The organism is Methanobrevibacter sp. (assembly GCF_030539555.1).
Lineage (GTDB): Archaea > Methanobacteriota > Methanobacteria > Methanobacteriales > Methanobacteriaceae > Methanocatella.
The window spans coordinates 117904-138194 of record NZ_JAUNXX010000001.1 but is presented as its reverse complement, the minus strand read 5'-3'; the positions used below and the strand labels follow the sequence as shown (position 1 = coordinate 138194).

General features: G+C 36.1%; 23 protein-coding genes. 21 read left to right on the top strand and 2 right to left on the bottom strand.

All coding sequences use genetic code 11. From position 1 onward, the window contains the following. Window positions 1–40 precede the first annotated feature (40 nt). Entirely contained in the window at window positions 41–688 is a 648-nt protein-coding gene (gene pyrF, locus Q4Q55_RS00625) for an orotidine-5'-phosphate decarboxylase (protein WP_303370888.1), read from the bottom strand. Between the two features lie 199 nt (window positions 689–887). Between pyrF and Q4Q55_RS00620 the strand changes: the two genes are divergently transcribed. The 18 genes from Q4Q55_RS00620 to Q4Q55_RS00535 all read left to right on the top strand — a co-directional run bounded on the left by Q4Q55_RS00620 (window position 888) and on the right by Q4Q55_RS00535 (window position 12707). After that, window positions 888–1553, top strand: a complete 666-nt coding sequence (locus Q4Q55_RS00620) for an energy-coupling factor ABC transporter permease (RefSeq protein WP_303370887.1) — start codon at window positions 888–890, stop codon at window positions 1551–1553. A 10-nt stretch (window positions 1554–1563) separates the two neighbouring features. Beyond that, window positions 1564–1851 carry an energy-coupling factor ABC transporter substrate-binding protein gene (locus Q4Q55_RS00615; RefSeq protein WP_303370886.1) on the top strand — a complete coding sequence of 96 codons (288 nt, stop codon included), beginning with the start codon at window positions 1564–1566 and terminating at the stop codon, window positions 1849–1851. Between the two features lie 39 nt (window positions 1852–1890). After that, window positions 1891–2583 (top strand): cobalt ECF transporter T component CbiQ, encoded by a 693-nt coding sequence (gene cbiQ, locus Q4Q55_RS00610; protein ID WP_303370885.1) that lies wholly within the window; start codon window positions 1891–1893, stop codon window positions 2581–2583. 1 nt (window position 2584) lies between these two features. Then, the gene (locus Q4Q55_RS00605; protein WP_303370884.1) at window positions 2585–3418 is read left to right on the top strand and encodes an ATP-binding cassette domain-containing protein; all 834 of its coding nucleotides are present in this window, start codon (window positions 2585–2587) and stop codon (window positions 3416–3418) included. A gap of 141 nt (window positions 3419–3559) precedes the next feature. Next, the gene (gene ribC, locus Q4Q55_RS00600) at window positions 3560–4018 is read left to right on the top strand and encodes a riboflavin synthase (protein WP_292608987.1); all 459 of its coding nucleotides are present in this window, start codon (window positions 3560–3562) and stop codon (window positions 4016–4018) included. Window positions 4019–4030: 12 nt separating this feature from the next. After that, the gene (locus Q4Q55_RS00595; RefSeq protein ID WP_303370883.1) at window positions 4031–4735 is read left to right on the top strand and encodes a glycosyltransferase family 2 protein; all 705 of its coding nucleotides are present in this window, start codon (window positions 4031–4033) and stop codon (window positions 4733–4735) included. Window positions 4736–4747: 12 nt separating this feature from the next. Beyond that, window positions 4748–5095, top strand: a complete 348-nt coding sequence (locus Q4Q55_RS00590) for a DUF2304 family protein (RefSeq protein WP_303370882.1) — start codon at window positions 4748–4750, stop codon at window positions 5093–5095. Window positions 5096–5100: 5 nt separating this feature from the next. Further along, window positions 5101–5772 carry a (Fe-S)-binding protein gene (locus Q4Q55_RS00585; protein ID WP_303370881.1) on the top strand — a complete coding sequence of 224 codons (672 nt, stop codon included), beginning with the start codon at window positions 5101–5103 and terminating at the stop codon, window positions 5770–5772. Continuing rightward, the gene (locus Q4Q55_RS00580) at window positions 5759–6961 is read left to right on the top strand and encodes an LUD domain-containing protein (protein ID WP_303370880.1); all 1203 of its coding nucleotides are present in this window, start codon (window positions 5759–5761) and stop codon (window positions 6959–6961) included. Before Q4Q55_RS00585 ends, Q4Q55_RS00580 begins: the two co-directional genes overlap by 14 nt. Before the next feature lie 102 nt (window positions 6962–7063). After that, on the top strand, window positions 7064–7777 hold the full coding sequence (locus tag Q4Q55_RS00575) for a (5-formylfuran-3-yl)methyl phosphate synthase (protein ID WP_303370879.1): 714 nt from the start codon (window positions 7064–7066) through the stop codon (window positions 7775–7777). Between the two features lie 12 nt (window positions 7778–7789). Further along, complete coding sequence (gene guaB, locus Q4Q55_RS00570; protein WP_303370878.1) at window positions 7790–9274, top strand: IMP dehydrogenase; 1485 nt, start codon at window positions 7790–7792, stop codon at window positions 9272–9274. Window positions 9275–9539: 265 nt separating this feature from the next. Beyond that, window positions 9540–9809 carry a 50S ribosomal protein L37Ae gene (gene rpl37A / locus Q4Q55_RS00565; RefSeq protein WP_292874571.1) on the top strand — a complete coding sequence of 90 codons (270 nt, stop codon included), beginning with the start codon at window positions 9540–9542 and terminating at the stop codon, window positions 9807–9809. Between the two features lie 3 nt (window positions 9810–9812). Continuing rightward, window positions 9813–9944, top strand: coding sequence for a DNA-directed RNA polymerase subunit P (locus tag Q4Q55_RS00560; protein WP_292608962.1), 132 nt, complete (start codon window positions 9813–9815; stop codon window positions 9942–9944). A gap of 42 nt (window positions 9945–9986) precedes the next feature. Then, window positions 9987–10472: a Brix domain-containing protein gene (locus Q4Q55_RS00555; protein WP_303370877.1), complete on the top strand. Its 486-nt coding sequence runs from the start codon at window positions 9987–9989 to the stop codon at window positions 10470–10472. After that, a complete protein-coding gene (locus Q4Q55_RS00550) occupies window positions 10465–10731 on the top strand; it encodes a KEOPS complex subunit Pcc1 (protein WP_303370876.1) in 267 nt (88 codons plus the stop codon). The genes Q4Q55_RS00555 and Q4Q55_RS00550 overlap by 8 nt, the downstream gene beginning before the upstream one ends. 38 nt (window positions 10732–10769) lie before the next feature. Next, window positions 10770–11117, top strand: coding sequence for a prefoldin subunit beta (locus tag Q4Q55_RS00545; protein ID WP_303370875.1), 348 nt, complete (start codon window positions 10770–10772; stop codon window positions 11115–11117). 34 nt (window positions 11118–11151) lie between these two features. Next, a complete protein-coding gene (locus Q4Q55_RS00540) occupies window positions 11152–11436 on the top strand; it encodes a DUF3194 domain-containing protein (protein ID WP_303370874.1) in 285 nt (94 codons plus the stop codon). Between the two features lie 581 nt (window positions 11437–12017). Continuing rightward, window positions 12018–12707: a HisA/HisF family protein gene (locus tag Q4Q55_RS00535; protein WP_303370873.1), complete on the top strand. Its 690-nt coding sequence runs from the start codon at window positions 12018–12020 to the stop codon at window positions 12705–12707. Here Q4Q55_RS00535 and Q4Q55_RS00530 read toward each other — a convergent pair. Then, window positions 12699–12878, bottom strand: a complete 180-nt coding sequence (locus Q4Q55_RS00530) for a hypothetical protein (RefSeq protein WP_303370872.1) — start codon at window positions 12876–12878, stop codon at window positions 12699–12701. The genes Q4Q55_RS00535 and Q4Q55_RS00530 overlap by 9 nt on opposite strands. A gap of 111 nt (window positions 12879–12989) precedes the next feature. On the opposite strand from Q4Q55_RS00530, the gene Q4Q55_RS00525 reads away from it, so the two are divergent. The 3 genes from Q4Q55_RS00525 to Q4Q55_RS00515 form a co-directional block, all read left to right on the top strand. Further along, on the top strand, window positions 12990–13838 hold the full coding sequence (locus Q4Q55_RS00525; RefSeq protein ID WP_303370871.1) for a cation diffusion facilitator family transporter: 849 nt from the start codon (window positions 12990–12992) through the stop codon (window positions 13836–13838). An 11-nt stretch (window positions 13839–13849) separates the two neighbouring features. Further along, window positions 13850–14671 carry a PfkB family carbohydrate kinase gene (locus Q4Q55_RS00520; RefSeq protein WP_303370870.1) on the top strand — a complete coding sequence of 274 codons (822 nt, stop codon included), beginning with the start codon at window positions 13850–13852 and terminating at the stop codon, window positions 14669–14671. Window positions 14672–14823: 152 nt separating this feature from the next. Next, a partial coding sequence (locus Q4Q55_RS00515; protein WP_303370869.1) for a DUF4011 domain-containing protein occupies window positions 14824–20291 on the top strand: 5468 nt, incomplete at its 3' end.

The window sequence follows — 20291 nt, the reverse complement described above, 5'->3', positions numbered from 1 at the left end:
CAATATTATTTTTAATTCTTTTAATTAAAATAGTTTAGCTTTATTTTAATGATTCAATTAATTCTTCGCATGATTTCTTTGGATTTTCTGATTCGTAAATACTTCTGCCTACAATAATGGCATTTGAATATTCCAAAGTTTTTTTACCATCTCCTCCTTGCTTTCCAACGCCTGGAGAGATTATATATGCATCTCTGCCAACAATATTACGAATGTCTGATAATCTGTCAAGTCTGGTTGCAGGTGCAACATAGTTTGTTATTCCCATATCAACCCCCATTTGTGCAATTGCATCAGCATTTTTTTGCAGAAACATTTTTGCTCCCGGATGTGACATTTCCGTGAGTAAAAATAACTCTTTTTCGTATTTGTTTGCCATGTCAAGACATGCCTGAACGCTGTCTGATCCGACAAATCCGTGACAGATTATAGCATCAGCTCCCGCTTTGAATGTTTCATCACATATTTTGGAGTTTGTTGCGTCGATGTCTGCCACTTTAAAATCGCATATCACCTGAAAACCGAATTTGTCCTTTAGTTTATTTATTATCTCAAGGCCTTCCGCAAGTGCTAACGGATATCCTATCTTGATTGTATCAATATAATCTTTGATTGAATCGCATATCTGGATGGCTTCACTTTCACTTCCCACGTCAAGGGCTAAAATCAGGTTGTTTTTTATATTCATAGTATCCTCTTTGTTTTTGTTCGTATTAAAAATATTAGGTTATCCTAAATTTTGTTTATGGTATTACTAATAATATTTATATATAATAAGGTATATAATAAGATTATCAATAAAACTTTAATAAATATTAACTATAATTTAAATTTTTATTGAGTAATATATCAAATTGTATTGATAGGTTATTTGGAGGAAATTATTTATGCATATTATGGAAGGATACTTACCATTGACCTGGTGTATTATATGGTTTGTCGTAGCATTCATCGTGGTCGCATTTGGTATTTATCAAATTAAGAAAATCGTAGATGAAACCCCTGAATCCAAAGCTTTACTTGCAGTAAGTGGTGCATTCATGTTCGTCTTATCATCTTTGAAATTACCTTCCGTTACTGGAAGCTGTTCTCACCCTTGTGGTAACGGATTAGGTGCAGCATTATTTGGTCCTGCAGTAACTGCAGTACTTGCAACTATTGTGCTTCTCTTCCAAGCAATCTTACTTGCTCACGGAGGATTAACTACCTTAGGTGCAAACATTGTGTCTATGGGTATCGTAGGACCATTAGTAGCTTGGCTTGTATATAAAGGATTTACTAAAGCTAATGTATCTTCTACAATCGCAATATTCTTTGCAGCATTTTTAGGAGACTTATTAACATATGTAGCTACTTCATTCCAATTAGCTTTCGCATTCCCTGCTCCTACTTTTACCGGAGCATTAACTAACTTCTTGGTTATCTTTGCAGTAACTCAAGTTCCATTAGCGATTGGTGAAGGTATCTTAACAGTAATTATCTGGGACAGATTAAAAGCTTACAAACCAAAATTGTTGGATAAACTTAACGCATTAGCTCCTAATGAAGCATAAGGTGATTTAAATGAAAACATCAACTTTAATAATTTTAGCAATTATATGTGCAATTATCTTCATTGCGCCATTGGCAATGTATAATGGTCATGGGGAAGATGATGGATACTTTGGTGGATCCGATGATGCGGCAAGTGAAGCTATCGAATCTACTCACTTTAAACCATGGTTTTCATCTATATGGGAGCCACCTAGTGGTGAAATAGAAAGTTTATTATTTGCTCTTCAAGCAGCTATAGGTGCAATCATTATCGGATATGCATTTGGTTATTGGAGAGGACAAGGTAAAGAAGAATAATTTTTTTATTCTTTTATTTTTTCTTTTTTTAGGGATATTATGAAATTTGATATGGATTATATTGCTCATCACAATGAATTAACAGAAACAAATCCTTATCTTAAGTTGTTTTTAACAATTGTATTGTTAATTGTTACATTGGCACTTGATAATCTATATTTTGATGTATTAATTTTTATTGTAATGTCAATTGCGATATTGTTTATTGCAAAAATAAGTATCTGGTCATATTTGAAATTTTTAACAATTCCTGTTGCGTTTCTAGTGATTACCTGTTTATTTTTAATGTTCTTTTTTGGAAAGGGAGATGTGATTTATGAAACAGGCATTTTTGGGATTGTTGTAACAACTGACTCTTTTCATTATGCAGTTTATACATTTATGAGAGTATTGGGTTGTTTTCCTTGTTTGGGCTTTTTAGCACTTACAACTCCTATTGCAAAAATCCTACATTGTTTGGCAACTCTTAAAGTTCCAAAAATCATGATTGAAATTGGTCTTTTAATGTATAATGCAATATTTATTTTCTTAAACGAAATTGATACCATGCAGAAGGCACAGGATACAAGATTGGGATATCATTCTTACTGGACATCATTCAAATCATTAGGTGCCCTTACAAGTACAATATTTCTGAGGTCTCTTGATAAAAGTGAAACACTTCAATTTGCTCTGGACTCAAGAGGGTATACCGGTGAACTCCCACTTTATGAACCAAAACAGGAGAATTAATATGTTAGAAGTTAAAAATATCAAATATTCGTACAATAAGGATTATCAGGCACTGAAAGGCGTAAGCTTAAAAGTTGAAAAAGGTCAGATGGTGGCTCTTTTAGGTAAAAACGGTGCAGGTAAATCTACTTTGTTTCTGCATTTGAACGGGATTTACGAACCTGATGAAGGACAGGTCTTCATCGATGGTGAAGAGTTAAAATATGATAAAAAATCTTTACTTAAATTCAGACAAAAAGTGGGCATTGTATTTCAAAATCCTGATGATCAGATATTTGCACCGACTGTTGAAGAAGATGTCGCTTTTGGGCCGTTGAACTTAGGATTATCAATGGAGGAAGTCCAAGACAGGGTAACTGATGCGCTTGAACGTGTTGGTATGAGCGGATTTGAAAAGACAGCCCCTCATCATTTAAGTGGAGGTCAAAAGAAAAGAGTGGCCATTGCAGGAATTCTTGCAATGAAACCTGAAATAATGGTTTTGGATGAACCTACTGCCGGTCTTGACCCGCAGGGTGTGGTTAATTTAAATCATTTATTGAATGAGCTTAATGAGGAAGGAATTACAATCATCATTTCAACTCACGAAGTGGATTTAGTTCCAAACTATGCAGATAAAGTCTTTGTTTTGGTTGATGGGATATTAATTGGTGAAGGTACTCCTAAAGAGATTTTTGCACAACCTGAAATTCTTGAAAAGGCAAATCTAAAGGTGCCTATCGTTACCGAGTTGTTCCAGCAGCTTGAATCAGAACATGGATTTGACATGCAGGGTGATTATCCTTTGACAATTGATGAGGCTAAGGATAAGTTTTTGAAATTCGTAAATAAATAATTTACATATTTTTTTTGTAAAAAATTTTTTTCATAATTATAAAGCTCAAAGTATTACTTTCGGTAATAATTCATAATACTTTCTTATTTTGACTAAACATTTATATTATTAAGAACATACTTTTTCATAAGGTGAACTTACATGAGAATTGGAATTTGTGACACTACATTCGCTCGCTTTGACATGGCATCCGCTGCCATAGATGAGCTTAAGAATAACGCTTATGATTTAAAGATAATCCGCGAGACAGTCCCTGGCGTTAAGGACTTGCCGGTGACTGCAAAGATTCTCATTGAAGAGGAAAACTGTGATATAGTTATGGCACTTGGAATGCCCGGTCCGATGGAAAAAGATAAGATGTGTGCTCATGAGGCCTCAACTGGTCTAATCAATGCACAGCTCATGACAAACACCCATATTTTGGAAGTTTTTGTCCATGAGGATGAGGAGGAAGATCCGGTTGAACTTGCAAAGCTTGCAGAAAACAGAGCCCGTGAACATGCACAGAACCTGATTAAAATGATGTATCACAGAAAAGCAATGAGAAAGGAAGCCGGAATGGGAATGCGTGAAGGAAAAGAGGATGCAGGACCATTATAGAAAAGGTGTAAAATGGAATATGAAATAACTGCGCAAGATAAGGATGCAACATATGTGGTTCTTCCCGCATATAATGAAGCAACAAGAATCCAACCTGTAATCGAAGCCATTGCAGAGAAAGGATATAATATGGTAATTGTCAATGACGGGTCATCAGACAACACTTTGGATGTTATTATGGAATCCAAAAGGAAATATCCGAACAGGATTCATGTTTATTCCCTACTTATAAATAGGGGCGTTGGCGTTGCAACCCAAACAGGTTTTGATGCTGTTTTAAAATACAATCCAAAATATATTGTAAGCATGGATTCTGATGGACAGCACTCTGCCGATGATTTGGATGATGTAATAAAGCCGTTGGTTACAGGCGAAGCCGAAGCAGTTATTGGAGTAAGGCCTCTTAAGGACATGCCTTTCACCCGTAATTTTGCAAATGCGATAATGAATATTTTAACTAGAATTTTTTATAGGGTGAATGTAAGCGATTCTCAAACAGGATTCAGAGCCCTGACAAGAAATGCATTGAACAAGATTACTATTAATGCAACCGGATATTTAATATCTTCAGAATTTATACGTGAAATTAATGATAATGATATTCCATTCGCAGAAGTTCCGATTGAAACTATTTACACTCCAGAAACTCAAGCAAAAGGAACAAACGTCACTGTTGCAATTAAGATATTGTTCCAGATGATCAAACATCAATTTTAAATGGTGATACTTATGTTTTTATATTCTTTAATATTTCCGATTATTTCTATAATAGCTATTGTGGGAATTATTTTAAGATACATGAAAAGGAAAAATTCCTTCACTACAGTCATTTTATGGTCCATATTCTGGATTTTTGTTAGTGTATTTGCACTTTTCCCACATTTAAGTACTTCGTTTGCAAGCTTTTTCGGCATAACCCGTGGTTTGGATTTTGTAATTATTCTGGTATTTATCATACTGTTCTACATTGTTTTGAAACTATACTTCATTGTGGATGAAATGCAAAATGACTTAAACAAAATTGTTAAGGAAGTGGCCATACAAAACGAGATTACTCTTGAAGATGAAGAGGAATAATTATCATGTTATATTTTAGAGGATGCACTGCACGGGAAAAACAGACAGCCATTGGCGAAGCAACAGAAAGGCTTCTGGAAATTGCAGGCGTTGATTTTCACATTTTGGAAGATGAGAAATGCTGCGGATCTGTTTTGCTTAGAACCGGTTTTATAGATGATGCCAAAAATCAGATTGAAAAGAATACTGGGATTTTAAAAGGAGAAAAAATCATCACTTCCTGTGCGGGATGCTATAAGACATTGAAAGATGACTATGAAGGTCTTGATGTTATTCACATATCCCAATTGCTGGATGAACTGATCAGCGATGGAAAACTTAAGGTGTCTAAGAAGGATTTGGACGTTACATATCATGATTCCTGCCACCTGGGACGTCATTGCAATGTATTCGACGAACCCAGAAATGTCATCAGGTCAGCTGCAAATCTGGTTGAGATGGAAAACAGCCATGAAAACAGCTTATGCTGCGGCGCCGGAGGGGGCGTAAAATCAGCATATCCCGAAATTGCAGACCAGATGGCATCAACAAGAATTTCCCAGGCAAAAGAGACAGGATGCGGGATACTTATAACCTCATGTCCTTTCTGCAAGCTCAATCTTGAAAATGATGATTTGAAAGTACTTGATTTGACAGAATTCTTAATGGAATATGGTGAGATGGATGAAAGCCAGTGAACTAGAAACAATGAGAAAATCATTCAACACAGTTAAAAAAAGGTCAAATACCATTAAGGACTCACCCTCCACCAAAAGGCTGACAAAAAGAGTCCGGGAAATCAAAAAATATTCCATCGAACATAATGAAGAGCTCTTTGGCCAGGTTTTGGAGTCATTTAAACGCAATGGTATCGATTTTAATATTGCCGATTCATCACGGGATGCATTGAACATCATTGACGAATTGCTTGAAGAATATGGCTGCACTACAATAGCCAAAGCCAAATCAAATACGTTGGGTGAAATCAATCTTAAAAATCATCTGAAAGATTCGGGTATTGATGTTGTCGAAACTGATTTGGGAGATCGGATTCTGCAGCTTAAGAAAACCGACAATAAGCCTGTTCATCCGACAGGACCAGCTTCCCATTTGAATATATCAAAGATTACAGACATTGTCAATGAATCACTGGACGTTAAAGTTCATCCCGAGGCCAGGGAAATCATGGAAACTGTAAGAAGTGATGTGCTAAAACGCCTTGAAAATGCCAATGTAGGTATAAGTGGAGCCAATGCAATAGCGTCCGAAGAGGGGTCCCTTGTAATGGTGCACAATGAGGGTAATATTTCAATAGTTTCACTAAAAGATTTGCATATAATTGTAGCTGGAATCGATAAAATAGTGCCTTGTCTGGAGGACGCAATCTCCGTTGTAAAGCTTGAGACAATTTTTGCAACCGGAAACTATGTGACCTCATACATGAACGTAATTTCAGGCCCATCAAAAACAGCAGACATTGAGAAAAAACTCTTAAAGAATATGTACGGTGCCGAAAAGGTTGTGGTTATACTTCTGGATAATGGAAGAAGTGAAGCAACTCCAGAATGTCTTTATTGCATAGGCTGCGGAAACTGTGTTGTTCACTGTCCGGTATACAATGCCGTAGGAAATGAATTCGGATTCAATAACTACCTGGGCGGCCGTGGTGTTGCGATGTCAAAATTCATAGAGGATGATGAGACATGCTACAATTCAGGCCTCTACATGTGCACCTTATGCGGATTGTGCACACTAAACTGTCCTGTGGCAATTCCCACTAATGAAATTATTGAAAACATGAGAAAGTTATCAGCAGATGTCGGTTTTTATCCGAAAGCTCACGGCATAATTAAAGATAATGTATCCAATAAGGATTCACCTTATTAATTCTACTTTTTTTTAAAAATTTTCAATAAAACCAATACTATTATAAATAATAAAGAAGTAATATTATTATATTATAATATTATATTTTATTGGAGGAAATACATGCTTCTATTAATAAGTCCTATAAATCGTGAAGAAGCTCTTGAATCAATTGAAGGTGGAGCAGACATTGTAGATGTAAAAAACCCTAAGGAAGGTTCCCTGGGTGCCAATTTCCCATGGGTTATAAAAGAAATCAGGGAATTGACTCCTGAAGACAAGCTTGTAAGCGCTACTTTAGGTGATGTACCTTACAAACCAGGTACTGTTTCCCTTGCGGCAATGGGCGCTCACGTTTCCGGAGCGGATTACATTAAAGTTGGATTATACGGAACAAAAGACCATGACGAAGCTGTTGAAGTCATGGAAAATGTTGTTAAAACTGTAAAAGATGTTAGTGAAGATACAATTATTGTGGCTGCAGGTTATGCTGATGCTCACCGTGTAGGTGCGGTCGATCCTATGGAAATTCCAAAAGTGGCAAAAGATGCAGGATGCGACCTTGCAATGCTGGATACTGCAGTTAAAGACGGTCATACCTTATTTGATTATTTGGATATTGACCAATTAAAGGAATTTGTTGAAGAGGCTCACAGTTACGATTTGTTGACCGCACTTGCAGGTTCTGTTAAAAAAGAACAGTTAAAACCTCTACATGACATAGGTTGTGATGTAGTTGGTATCAGGGGAGCTGCATGTGTGGGTGGTGACAGAAATACTGGTAAAATACACCGCACTGCCGTAGCTGAGCTTAAAGAATTATTGGATTCATTCTAATCAGGTGTAATTATGTCATTTTCAAAAAAAGTTCAGGAAGCAAGAATGTCTTATACTTTTGATGATTTTCTTTTAACCCCTAATGCAAGTTATGTGGAACCTAAGGACATTGATACCAAAATTGAACTGGGCAAAGGAATTAAACTTAACATTCCTGTTTTAAGCGCAGCTATGGATACCGTAACTGAAGCGGAACTTGCAATTGCCATGGCACAGCAAGGTGGTGTAGGTGTACTCCACAGAAACATCTCACAGGAAAGGCAGGTTGAGGAAGTCAAAAAGGTAAAAAATGCTGAAGATTTGACTATTCGTGATGTTATAACCATTTCTCCGGATTCAACTGTTACAGAAGCTTTATCTTTAATGCGTGATGAGCTCATCAGTGGTTTGCCGGTGGTTGATGGTGATAAAATCATGGGTATTATCTCAAAAAGGGATATCAGACCGGTTTTAAAATCCGAACCTAACACTGTAATTAAGGATATAATGACTTCTGATGTAGTGACTGTCGAAGAAGGGGTTTCTGCTGAAGAAGCGTTGAATGTTGCTTATGAAAATAAAGTTGAAAGACTTCCGGTTGTCCACGATGACAAATTGGTTGGAATTATCACTATTAAGGATATCCTAAACCAAAATCAGTATCCTGATGCCGCCCGTGATGATGACGGTAACTTTTTGGTTGCCGCTGCATGCGGTCCGTTTGATTTGGACAGGGCAATGGCACTTGATGAGGCTGGTGCGGATATCATTTCCATTGACTGTGCTCATGCACATAACATGAATGTGGTCAAATTCACTGAAACCATTAAGGATAATATTGATGCGGAATTGTGTGTGGGAAACATTGCTACCGCCCAAGCTGCTGAAGATTTAATTTCCATGGGTGTTGATGCGCTTAAGGTCGGTATCGGTCCGGGTTCAATGTGTACTACTCGTATTGTGGCTGGTGTTGGTGTACCACAACTTACTGCAATTTCAGATGTTGCTGATGCTGCAGCGGATTCAGGTATCCCTGTAATTGCTGATGGTGGTATCAGATACTCCGGTGATGTTGCTAAAGCTATTGGTGCAGGTGCTGATGCAGTAATGCTTGGAAACTTACTTGCCGCTTCTCTTGAAGCTCCTGGTGATATTGTTGTTATGAACGGTAAACAATACAAAAAATACCGTGGAATGGGATCCATGGGTGCGATGACCAGTGAGTATGATGGAGGATCAGACAGATACTTCCAAGGAAATAAAAGTAAAATGAACCACACTAAATATGTTCCTGAAGGAATTGAAGGCGCTGTACCTTATAGGGGTACAATTGCAGAAATTCTATTCCAATTGGTGGGTGGTTTGAAATCATCCATGGGTTATTGTGGTGCAAAAGATATTAAGGCAATGCAGGAAAAAGCAAACTTCGTTAGAATTACAAGCAGTGGAATTAAGGAATCTCATCCTCATGACCTGTTAATTACTAATGAAAGCCCTAATTATCCAACTCTTGACTAGTTGGATATTCTTTAATATTATATTTTGATGAGCATCTGATAAAATAACTGATTTATAGGGGGAAGTGATTCTCATCAAAATTATATATATTTTATTCCAATATCATTGTTTTTTATTAAATTAACTAATTTTTAGCAAACCTTTAAATATAAGTAAATACTATATTATCATATTAGATAATTTTATGATTATTTTAGATAATCTATGTAAATTAAATTAATTTACATTTTTTGATTAAATTTTATTTATTATGGAGAGATATTAAATGGCAAGAACTAAAAAAGTAGGTATCACAGGAAGGTTTGGTGCAAGATACGGAAGAAAAGCAAAAAGATCTGTTAAAATCATCGAAGAAAACATGAAAAAGAATCATGTTTGTCCTAAATGTGATAGACCTTATGTAAAAAGACAAGCTGCTGGAATTTGGAAATGCAGAAAATGTGGTGCAGTATTCACCGGTGGAGCTTACGTTCCTCAAACTCCTATGGCAAAATCTGCTGCACGCAGTATCAGAGACATTAAAGTGGAGGAATAGACGTTGTATAGATGTCCACGTTGTGGAGCTGAAGTAGACCATAAAAGCTACATGGAAAATAAATGTCCTAAATGCAGATATAGGATTTTATTCAAGAATGTTCCAGAGACAACTAGAGTTATAAAAGCAAGATAATCACATCTGCTTTTCTATATTTTTTACTATTTTTGATTTTATATGTTAATTTCAACTTCTAGAAAACCTTCTCAAAAAACTAGAAAGTTTTGTAAAGATTTGGCACATGCAACAGGTTCAACATCCGTCAATAGAGGAAAAATGAACATGCGTGAGCTTCTTTTGAAGGCTTTGCAATTAGATGAATTTAACTTGGCAATTGTAAATGAGATTAAAGGAAATCCAAGTAAAATAACATTTTATTCAAACAAAGGTGAAATTTTACTTGCAGTTCTCATCGGAGCTTCTGCTGAAAATGACAAGATGAATATAGCTCCATCCAAATTGAAAATGGTTTCACAAGTTAAAAGGCTCGATGTTTTAAGTGAAATTCTGGACATTGAGCTTGTCGATAATGCAGAGGATAATTATATCTTAATCTCTAGTAGTGACGATTTGATAGCTAAGATCAACTTCATCAACAAGTTCGGCGATAGGATTAATTTCCAAATCAACGTTAAAAAAGTTTTAGAGGTAGCTAATGACTGATGAAAGCCCTCTTGAATCTGTTAAAAGTGACATAGCTATTGAATTTGAAAGCGACTCTCAGGCTAAAATAATTTATGATTCAATTATTTTGGAATTTGATACGGCTCCGGATTACAGGTCATCCATGACAATAAATCTGGATGGCTCTAAAATACTGATTAACATTGACGCGGAGGATTCCACATCCTTCAGGGCTTCTGTTAACTCTGCAATAAAGTGGATTAAACTGGCATTGGAAATAAATAACTTGACAAATTAATGTTCATATGATTATAAAATAAAATACAAGGTGATATTATGGAGATTCCTGAAAATATTCAACATCAATTAAATCAGTTTCAACAGTTACAACAACAGGCTCAGGCTGTAACCATGCAGGTTCAAAATGTTGAAATTCAAATTCAAGAAACTGAAAAAGCATTGGATGAACTCAAAAAAACCGATGAAAATACTGAAGTATTCAAACAGGCAGGCACTTTACTTATTAAAGTGGAATATGCTGATGCTTTAGCTGAAATGGAAGATAAATTAGAAACTCTCGAGTTAAGAAAACAGACCATGGCTCGCCAAGAGGAAAGAGTCATGAAAAAACTTGAAGAGATGCAGAACACTATTCAAACTGCAATGCAAGGAATGGGCCAATAGGCTTATTTTCTTTATTTCTTTTTTTTGGATTTTTATGTCAAAGTTAAAAGTATTAACTAATGAAGATTTGTCAACTATTTCTGACGATTTCGGTGAAATTCTTGAACGTGAAGTTTCAAAAACAATTTCCACCAAAGAATTGGAAGACTTGGACTTGGACATCGTTATCATCTATGAAAACGAACAGTTGGACGTTGATGTTGACGTTGGAGTCATTTTTGATGAGCTTTCAGAGATCACTCAAGACCAAATCATCAAGGCAATCGATGAAGCCTATTTGAAGTTTGATTCTTATATTGATGACAATTTTAGGGTCTGATTATTTTTTTTTAAAATTGATGTAATACTTTTTTTAAAATTGTTACTATTTAAGTAATACTTTTTTATAAAAAAGTATTTATATTATTATGTTCTATTATTAATTAGGTTTGAAGTAATCTCAATAGCTTAGCAATATATCGACAAACACGTAATACTATCTTTCAATTTTCCCTCTTTTTTTTACTTCAAACTTCTTACTTTATTTTTCTCAATTTGACTTTATCAATCTGATTTTATTATAAACTACGTTTTATTAGCCCTTTAAAAAAGCCAATTTCAAAATTTCCTAAATTTTTATCTAATTTGTATAATTAATCATATTTTGAATTAAATTTTTATTAAAGTTTTTTCTATTTTATTAAAAATTATATATTCAAGTTTACTTTAATTTTTTTAAACTTCAGTAACATTTATATACTATGTAAATAAATTAATTAAATAGAGGTTCATAACATATTTGTTATTAATCGAAATTGATCATTATTTTTAGTATACTCGAGAGGGGCTGAAGAACAATTCGGCTCTTCTCACCTCCTTGTGTACAAATTTTTTAATACTTGTTTTTCCTAACTTAATATTATGATTAAGAAAATACCTGTCATAGACCTAAAACAGCACCAGGCCGTAAGCGGCAAATCCGGCATGAGGGATACCTACCAGCCATTGAGGACAATATTTGCACCATCATCAAACCCCGTTGAAATAGCCCAGGGCTTAAAACTCAACGGTGCCGATGAAATGTATATTGCAGATTTGGACTTGATAGAATCAAAGGGACACAACATCACAGACATCAAGATGGTTAACACAATTCTGCCGGTAATCTTTGACGGCGGCGTAAAAAACTGCGAATCATTCGAATTCTTCCTTGACTGTGCATATAAAATAATAATTCCAACAGAAACGTTGGAAAGCATCGATGAGATGAGAAAAATCTTTGAAAAATATCCCAAAGAAAGAATAGTGATAAGTGTCGATGTCAAAAACGATGAGCTTCTGGCAAAACACATTGACTTGAACCTGCTGGAATTCAAGGAAATCCTAAAGGAGCTTGATCCCAATGAAATAATCCTTCTGGATATTACTGGTGTCGGCACGGAAAAGGGTTACAATAAGGAGCTTTTGGACAAGTTCTCTGACATGAAAGATAAACTGATAATAGCAGGTGGTTTGAATAAGGATTCCCTAGGTGAGCTTGAATCATTGGGCATAAAAAAAGTGTTGATTGGAACCAGTCTGCATTCCGGTGAAGTAAGGCTTCTAGACTAGAATGCTTAAAATTACATATGGGAATGCGCAAGCTACAACGAATAATATTGCTCCTAAAGCTAATTTTCCTTTATTTTCTTCTAAAGAACCGGAAATAATCATCACGACTGCAAAAAATCCTAAAATTACAGGTAAAATATGAGAAAATATTGTTGTTCCAATTAATGCCATTTTATATCACTATTATAATTTACATTTTTTAATTATATAAATATAACTTTAATATTTGTATTCTCCAGATTAAATAACTTTTTTATTGTATTACCTCAAATATTAATAACTATGAGAATTGATATGCATCAACATCACAAAAAGGCAGGTCAGAATCTGGCGTTCGTGTTTTTCATGAACCTGACATTCAATATTCTTGTAATCGTAGGAGGTCTTGCAACAAACAGTATGGCCATATTGGCAGACTGCATTCATGACATGTCAGATACAATTTCAATCGCTCTTGCGTGGGTGCTTGAGCATGTGGCGCAAAAAGATTCAACCGACAAGTACTCTTACGGCTATCAGAGATTTTCAATTCTCGGTGCAGTAATAATTTCCGTTTTTGTTATTGTCATGGCTTTGGTGATACTTCAGGAAGCGATTCCACGTTTATTCAAACCCGAAGGAGTTGATGCCGGGGGAATGCTTTTGGTGGCAGTTGTCGGAATTGTCTTCAAATCAGTTTCAGTCTACAAGCTCCATGAGGGCGAGACGTTCAATGAAAAGGCAATCCTGTTTCATCAGCTGGGGGACGTCTTTGAATGGATTGCAATTCTGATTTTAAGTCTGGTGCTGATGTTCTGGGATGGAGCACCATATCTGGATCCTTTCGTATCAATTGGAATAGCATTATGGCTAATATTTAATCTTGGAAGGAATCTGTATAAGTCAGTTGAAGTCCTTCTTCAAAAGACACCCGACAACTTTGATGTAAATGAATTTAAAAATGCAATCATGGCGATTGAGGGTGTCAATGGGATTGATGATTTTCATATCTGGTCTTTGGACGGCATCGATTCGGTCATGACATTGAAGGTTGACGTTGACTTTGTGGAGAATGTTGAGGAAATCAAAAAGGAAATCTATGTCATTTCAAACAGGCATCATGTTGTAGACATTACAATAGAATTGGATTAGGATTGATATTCATGACTCTGGTGGTTATTGGTCCTGTTACAGAGGATCTGGTTATTATTGGTGAGGATAAGTACTCCAAAACAGGTGGGGCAACTTATTTTCAGTCATTTGTTTTTGAAGAGTTTTATCCGGACTATTTGGCTATTGTGAACTGTGCAGATGATAAATTTGCTTGTAATTTTCCAGACCCTGATAAAGTGAAAATAATTAAAAAGGACAATACTCATTTTTTCATCAATGAATATCCTTTTCCTGATGATTTGGACATCAGAAGGCAGTTGAGTAATTTTGCTGACATCCCTATTTTGAAAGGGGATTTGGAAGATATTTTGCCTGAAAACATTGACGGTTTTGTTTTAAATCCTTTGAATCGTTTTGATTTTCCTGTCGAAACTGTTGAATTTTTGAAATCCTTTGAGATTCCTGTTTTCATATCCTTGCAGGGATTTTTAAGAACACCTTTTGATAAAGCAAATGAAAATTTCACAATAGATTTGCAGGACTTCGATGAATTGCATAGCATTTTAAAAGGGGTTTCTATAATATTTTTGGATGAGTCTGAAAAGAGCATTGTGTCAGACCGCTTTGATGTGGATGAGATGGTTATAACTGACGGGTCTAATGGTTCTAGAATTATTTCAGATGATGAGATAAAAATTGATGCTGTCGGATGCGGTAGTGTTGTTGATACGACAGGCTGTGGGGACACATATATGGCGGCATATATTTCTCAAAGATTAAAAGCTAAATCATCAAAACAAGCAGGTAACTTCGCTTCTTTGATTGCTAGTGAAAAAATTAACTATTTTGGACCGTATAAATCAAAAAAATAAATTATTTTTTTATAAAAGTATTACTTTTATTTTTAATTGTAAATTATCTTATTATTCATTGTTTTTATTTGGTTTTGCAATATTTAGAAAAGTTTATTAATATATATTATTATAATTATATAATGTATTTTTAAACACTACAAAGGGTCATCATGTTAAACAAATCATCAAATATAATCGAGAAGGAATTTAAGAATTTACGTAAAGAGCTTTTAGATTTAACTTTAAGAAATCAGCTTCTTAACTTTAAAACAAGGGCTAAAACCATCACTGTAGTAAATCAATCCCCTACAAACCTTTTTCAGACATTGGTGCTGCAGGAAAACAAAATGTATTTTGTAGCCAATAAAAAGGACAAGAAGGAAGACAAGTCTTCAGTGTGGGATCACATTCCCTTTGATTTTTCCAAGTTTTCTGAAGGGGACAAGAAGTTGGCCACTGATTTGACTCCAAAGGAACTTCAGAAAAGACTCTATTACATCAACAACCAGGCTAAAACAATGCTTCAGGAGCAGGGTTATAACATTCTGTATTTGGCTGTTGGGTTCCTTGAGTGGAAAGACAAATCAAAACCAAGACAGAAAAACAATGCTCCTCTTGTGCTGATTCCTGTTGCAATGGAGAGAAAAAAAGTTGGAGAATCATTCAACCTCGAATGGACTGGAGAGGATATTCAGACCAACATTTCACTTAAGGCCAAACTGCTGGAGGCAGGTATTGAACTTCCTAATTTTGAGTTTAAAAGATATGGGGAAGTTATAGATCATTATATTGCAAGCGTGCGCCGTGCAGTCAGCAGAATGGATGGATGGGAAGTAAACAGTAATGTGGCATTAGGTTTCTTTAGTTTTACAAAATTCGTAATGTATAATGATTTGAATCCGGAATCATGGGCTGAAAATGTTGATTTGACCAAAAACGAACTGATACAGGCGATTTTCAACCCCGCCAAAAATGACCAGGAGGCATTTAGGGAAGAGGATATTGATTCACAACTTGAATATCAGGACATGTATCAGGTTCTGGATGCTGATTCCTCTCAGATTGCAGCGATACAGGATGTCAAGGCAGGAAGAAACCTGGTCGTTGAAGGACCTCCGGGAACAGGTAAATCACAGACTATTGTTAATTTAATCGCTGAGCTTCTGGCTGAAGGCAAATCAGTTTTATTCGTATCAGAAAAGATGGCTGCACTAGATGTTGTAAAGGACAGGCTGACAGGCGTGGGTCTGGGCAAGTTTGTTTTGGAGTTGCATTCCCATAAGACCAGACGTAAGAAATTCCTTAAAGACCTGCAAAAGGCAACTAATGTGAGGGCTCAGGAGCCGTTGAACATTGACCAGACTATCCGTAAATTGGAGACTCTACGTCGCCAGCTTGATGACTATTCTCAAATCATTCACCGCCCTGCCTTTGCGGTTAATCTGTCACCGTTCCAGTTATATGGGATGAAAGAATCTGCAGATGATCATTTTGCCCGCAAAAATGCAATAATGCCTTTGGTAAGATTTCAGAATCCCGAAACAATATCTCTAAAAGATTTGGATGACATGAAGGTGTCTTTGGAAAACCTGGCTGAGCTTTATCAGACAATTTCCAAAGAGAATCCGTGGAGCAAATGTTCTCCTAAAAGTCTTTTACCTGCAGACTTAAGGGAAATTGAAATGCTTATCAACGATACTCTCCATTCCCTTGATAACTTTTTGGTGGAACGTGGAAGGGTATATGACATTTATGGAATCAAAAAGCCGGATACTCTAAACGAGTTTCAGAATTCACTTTCAGCTTTTGAAATTATAAAGTCTCAGAATGCCGAGCTGATAGACGGAAGCATCCTGAAATCAGGGGCATGGAATAATAACAATGATGATGCATACAGATTAATACAGGAGCTTGAAAGGTATCAGAAATACTCCGGAATTTTAAATAGATTCAACCAAAACATTTTTCAGGCAGATATTGACCGTCTGATATACGAGTTGCGAAACATTTCCAACAAAAAATTCAGGTTCTTTAACAACAAACAGCACATAGAACTTGTCGAAAGGTACTATGCAGTGCCCGTCAACGGCAGTGTTGATGAAATCATAAGGGATTTGCAGCAGGCAAAAGCTGTTATTAAAATAAGAAATAATCTAGAAGCAAACAGGTCATTAGGTGAAAAATACTATGGTGCATATTGGCATCTGAATGCAGATCCTAATGATTTAAAATCAATTGCAAGATGGATGAATGAATTTTCAGCACTGGTGCGTGAAGGAACATTCTCACAAAATACCATTGATTTGATGAGTAAAGACCTCTTTGACATTAATCCAGAAAGGGACCTTGCCGATTACATAGATTCAGGAGAGGAATTTGTTAGCGTACTTTCCAAACTTAAAGACAAATTAAATCCAAGAAGCAAATTAATATTCAAAAGAGAAACAGGAGATGTAAGTTTTGAGGCATGGCAGGAACAGTTATACAAATGGCGAGGACAGCTGTCAAGCCTTCATTTATGGTCCCAATACCTGAATACTAAAAATGCCCTGAAAAGCTCAAATGCATCTAAATTCGTCGATTCAATTGAAAAAAGAAACATCAAAAAAGAGGATATAGAAGCATTGGTAGAAGGAAACTTTGCAGACTCACTTTTAAACATATTATTCGTTGAAAATCAGGAACTGGCCACATTCATCGGGGAACTGCATGAAAACAGAATTCGTGAATTCAAGGATTTGGATAAAAAAATCCTGGTTTTAAACAGAAAGAGAATTTATCATAAACTCAATAGCAACATACCAAAAATATTCGGCGGAACTGAAAACCCTCAAGCCAAAATACTTGCAGGTGAATTCACAAGAAAAAGCGGACACATGCCAGTCAGAAAACTCCTTGAAAAAGCCGGCGGAATGATAAAGCAAATCAAACCTTGTTTTATGATGAGTCCGTTGTCCATCGCACAATATCTCGATCCGACCAATGAGGAATTGCAATTTGATGTAGTTATTTTTGACGAAGCAAGTCAGGTAAAACCTGAAGACGCTTTAGGAGCATTCATGAGGGGAAAAACAGCTGTCGTAATGGGAGATACCCAGCAATTGCCACCAACTTCATTTTTCGATCAGATGTCCGATGCGGACAGCGATGAAGAGGAAGCGACTTCCCTGGACATGGAAAGCATACTGCACTTATGTAAGCTCTCATTCCCTGTCAAAATGCTTAAATGGCACTACAGGTCCCGTCACGAATCATTGATTGCAGTCTCAAACAGGGAATTTTATGATGACGATTTACTGGTATATCCGTCCCCATCACATTCAGACCCTGAGTTAGGTCTGAAATTACATTATAATCCAAATACAGCATACGACAGGGGTTCATCATCTGCAAATCCTCTGGAAGCAAAAGACGTTGTAGAAGAAATATTCAATCACTTTGAAAAGTATGGTGATACAAAAAGTCTTGGTGTCGGAACATTTTCCGTAGCCCAAAAGAATGCAATCCTTGAGGAACTGGAAGTCAGGCGTAAGGAAAACCCTCAGTATGAACCGTTATTCTCAGATAACCGTGATGAGCATTTCTTCGTCAAAAACCTTGAAACAATACAGGGTGATGAAAGGGATGTCATTCTGATAAGTGTAGGTTACGGTTATGACAATGACAGAAAGATGTCACTCAACTTCGGTCCTTTAAATCAGGACGGAGGGGAAAGAAGACTTAACGTTCTGATTACACGTGCAAGAGAAAAATGTGTAGTATTCTCAAACTTCAAGGCATACGACATGAAACTAACAGCCAACCCTCCATATGGTGTAAAATCCTTAAAGGAATTTTTGGAATATGCTGAAAACTTAACCTTGGGAACACACGGTCCTGAAATCCACAGCAGGGAACCGTTTGAAGACGCTATAGCAAGCTTTTTAGAGGAAAATGGATACACTGTAGATAGACAAATTGGATGTGCAGGATTCAGAGTTGATTTGGCTATTGTCGATGATGAAAATCCTGGAAAATATATTTTGGGAATCACAACAGATGGAAAAATGTATTCCTCAAGCAAAGTTGCCCGTGACAGGGACAGGCTCCGTGAACAGGTGCTGACAGGTCTGGGTTGGAAACTGTACCATTTATGGTCAACCGACTGGTATAGAAACAGGGACCTGGGTCGTAAAAAACTCCTAGATTTCGTTGAAAAATCTATCAAAAAATCACGTGAAGAGGAAAGGCGCAAATCCGAAGAGGCTAAAAAATTAGCCGAAAAACGCAGACTTGAAGCTGAGAAAAAAGCTGAAGAATTACGTTTGGCCCGTGAAAGAGAGGAAGCTGAAAGAAAAGCTCAGGAAGAAGCTGAAATAAATCCTGAAGATATTGGACCAAGCGATTTTGTGGAAGTTGAAAAGGTTGACGATGGGGATATCATGGAAAAACCTATTGATGTAGGCGAAATCGACCCTTCCGAATTCTTTGAAGAGGAATCTCCTAAAAAATCAATAAACGAAAAAAAGACTTCTGATGTGGAAGATGCTTCTGAATTTATCAGTTTTAAGGATGTTGGTACTGATGAAGGCGAAATAGATCCTTCCGAATTCTTTGAAGAGGAATCTCCTAAAAAATCAATAAACGAAGAAAAGACTTCTGATGTGGAGGATGCTTCTGAGTTTGTTGGTGTTGAGGATGAAAACATTAACGAAGTTTATGTAGAAAATGATTCAGAATTTGTTGTTGATTCTCACGAAGAAGTTAAAACTGAAAATGCACAATATGTTCAAGAAGAATCAGACTTTGTTTCAGAGGATGTTAATGCAGCTGATGAAACCAGTAACATGAATGATGCTGAAGTTTGGGAATTAAAAGATGACGATTCCCCTCAAAATGATGATGCGGAAATCTGGGAAGATGATGAAGGAATTTCACCAGAAGACAATGCAGAAGTTTGGGAAGATGAAAAAGACTACTCTGATGAAGCTACCGATGAAAAATCATCAAATCCAATACGCGAAAAAATAAAATCCTTCTTTAAGGGAGATGATTCCGAAGAAAAAATGGATAAAAACCCATTGTTTTCAGGACTTAAATTTACTAAAGATTTAGGTAAAAATTCTGATTTGGAAAAAGAATTCGAAGAATCACTGGATAAAAATTCTGAAAATGTAAAATTTGCAGCAGGAGCAGCCGCAGCAGCGAAAAATATTTCATCTGATTCTCAAAGTGATGATGACAAAGTTGATTTGGGTTCTGATGATGATTACATTTATGTGGATCACAGTCATGATGATGAAAGGGTCTTGGATGATGAAGATGAACCCTTCGTATTTGATAGTTATGAAGAACCTGTCAAAGAAAGTAAAGTTGATGTAAATCCTGATGAAGCGGATGAGGTTAATGGAGAACCTGTTGAAGAAAGTAAAGTTGACTTGGACTTTGATGAGGGTATTGTTCAAGAAGAATTTAAAAAAGATTCAAAATCAGATGTTAAAGAAAAATCTGCTCGGGAATATGATGATAAAGTTGACTTGGACTTTGAAGATAGTATTGCTCATGAAGAATTTGAAAATGAGCTAAAATCGGATGTTAAAGATGAATCTGCTCGGGAATATGATGATAAAGTTGACTTGGACTTTGAAGATAGTATTGC

Excerpts from the sequence above, each read along its gene's own strand:
- pyrF (WP_303370888.1), bottom strand. The coding sequence starts at position 688 with ATGAATATAAAAAACAACCTGATTTTAGCCCTTGACGTGGGAAGTGAA.
- Q4Q55_RS00620 (WP_303370887.1), top strand. The coding sequence starts at position 888 with ATGCATATTATGGAAGGATACTTACCATTGACCTGGTGTATTATATGG.
- Q4Q55_RS00615 (WP_303370886.1), top strand. The coding sequence starts at position 1,564 with ATGAAAACATCAACTTTAATAATTTTAGCAATTATATGTGCAATTATC.
- cbiQ (WP_303370885.1), top strand. The coding sequence starts at position 1,891 with ATGAAATTTGATATGGATTATATTGCTCATCACAATGAATTAACAGAA.
- Q4Q55_RS00605 (WP_303370884.1), top strand. The coding sequence starts at position 2,585 with ATGTTAGAAGTTAAAAATATCAAATATTCGTACAATAAGGATTATCAG.
- ribC (WP_292608987.1), top strand. The coding sequence starts at position 3,560 with ATGAGAATTGGAATTTGTGACACTACATTCGCTCGCTTTGACATGGCA.
- Q4Q55_RS00595 (WP_303370883.1), top strand. The coding sequence starts at position 4,031 with ATGGAATATGAAATAACTGCGCAAGATAAGGATGCAACATATGTGGTT.
- Q4Q55_RS00590 (WP_303370882.1), top strand. The coding sequence starts at position 4,748 with ATGTTTTTATATTCTTTAATATTTCCGATTATTTCTATAATAGCTATT.
- Q4Q55_RS00585 (WP_303370881.1), top strand. The coding sequence starts at position 5,101 with ATGTTATATTTTAGAGGATGCACTGCACGGGAAAAACAGACAGCCATT.
- Q4Q55_RS00580 (WP_303370880.1), top strand. The coding sequence starts at position 5,759 with ATGAAAGCCAGTGAACTAGAAACAATGAGAAAATCATTCAACACAGTT.
- Q4Q55_RS00575 (WP_303370879.1), top strand. The coding sequence starts at position 7,064 with ATGCTTCTATTAATAAGTCCTATAAATCGTGAAGAAGCTCTTGAATCA.
- guaB (WP_303370878.1), top strand. The coding sequence starts at position 7,790 with ATGTCATTTTCAAAAAAAGTTCAGGAAGCAAGAATGTCTTATACTTTT.
- rpl37A (WP_292874571.1), top strand. The coding sequence starts at position 9,540 with ATGGCAAGAACTAAAAAAGTAGGTATCACAGGAAGGTTTGGTGCAAGA.
- Q4Q55_RS00555 (WP_303370877.1), top strand. The coding sequence starts at position 9,987 with ATGTTAATTTCAACTTCTAGAAAACCTTCTCAAAAAACTAGAAAGTTT.
- Q4Q55_RS00550 (WP_303370876.1), top strand. The coding sequence starts at position 10,465 with ATGACTGATGAAAGCCCTCTTGAATCTGTTAAAAGTGACATAGCTATT.
- Q4Q55_RS00545 (WP_303370875.1), top strand. The coding sequence starts at position 10,770 with ATGGAGATTCCTGAAAATATTCAACATCAATTAAATCAGTTTCAACAG.
- Q4Q55_RS00540 (WP_303370874.1), top strand. The coding sequence starts at position 11,152 with ATGTCAAAGTTAAAAGTATTAACTAATGAAGATTTGTCAACTATTTCT.
- Q4Q55_RS00535 (WP_303370873.1), top strand. The coding sequence starts at position 12,018 with ATGATTAAGAAAATACCTGTCATAGACCTAAAACAGCACCAGGCCGTA.
- Q4Q55_RS00530 (WP_303370872.1), bottom strand. The coding sequence starts at position 12,878 with ATGGCATTAATTGGAACAACAATATTTTCTCATATTTTACCTGTAATT.
- Q4Q55_RS00525 (WP_303370871.1), top strand. The coding sequence starts at position 12,990 with ATGAGAATTGATATGCATCAACATCACAAAAAGGCAGGTCAGAATCTG.
- Q4Q55_RS00520 (WP_303370870.1), top strand. The coding sequence starts at position 13,850 with ATGACTCTGGTGGTTATTGGTCCTGTTACAGAGGATCTGGTTATTATT.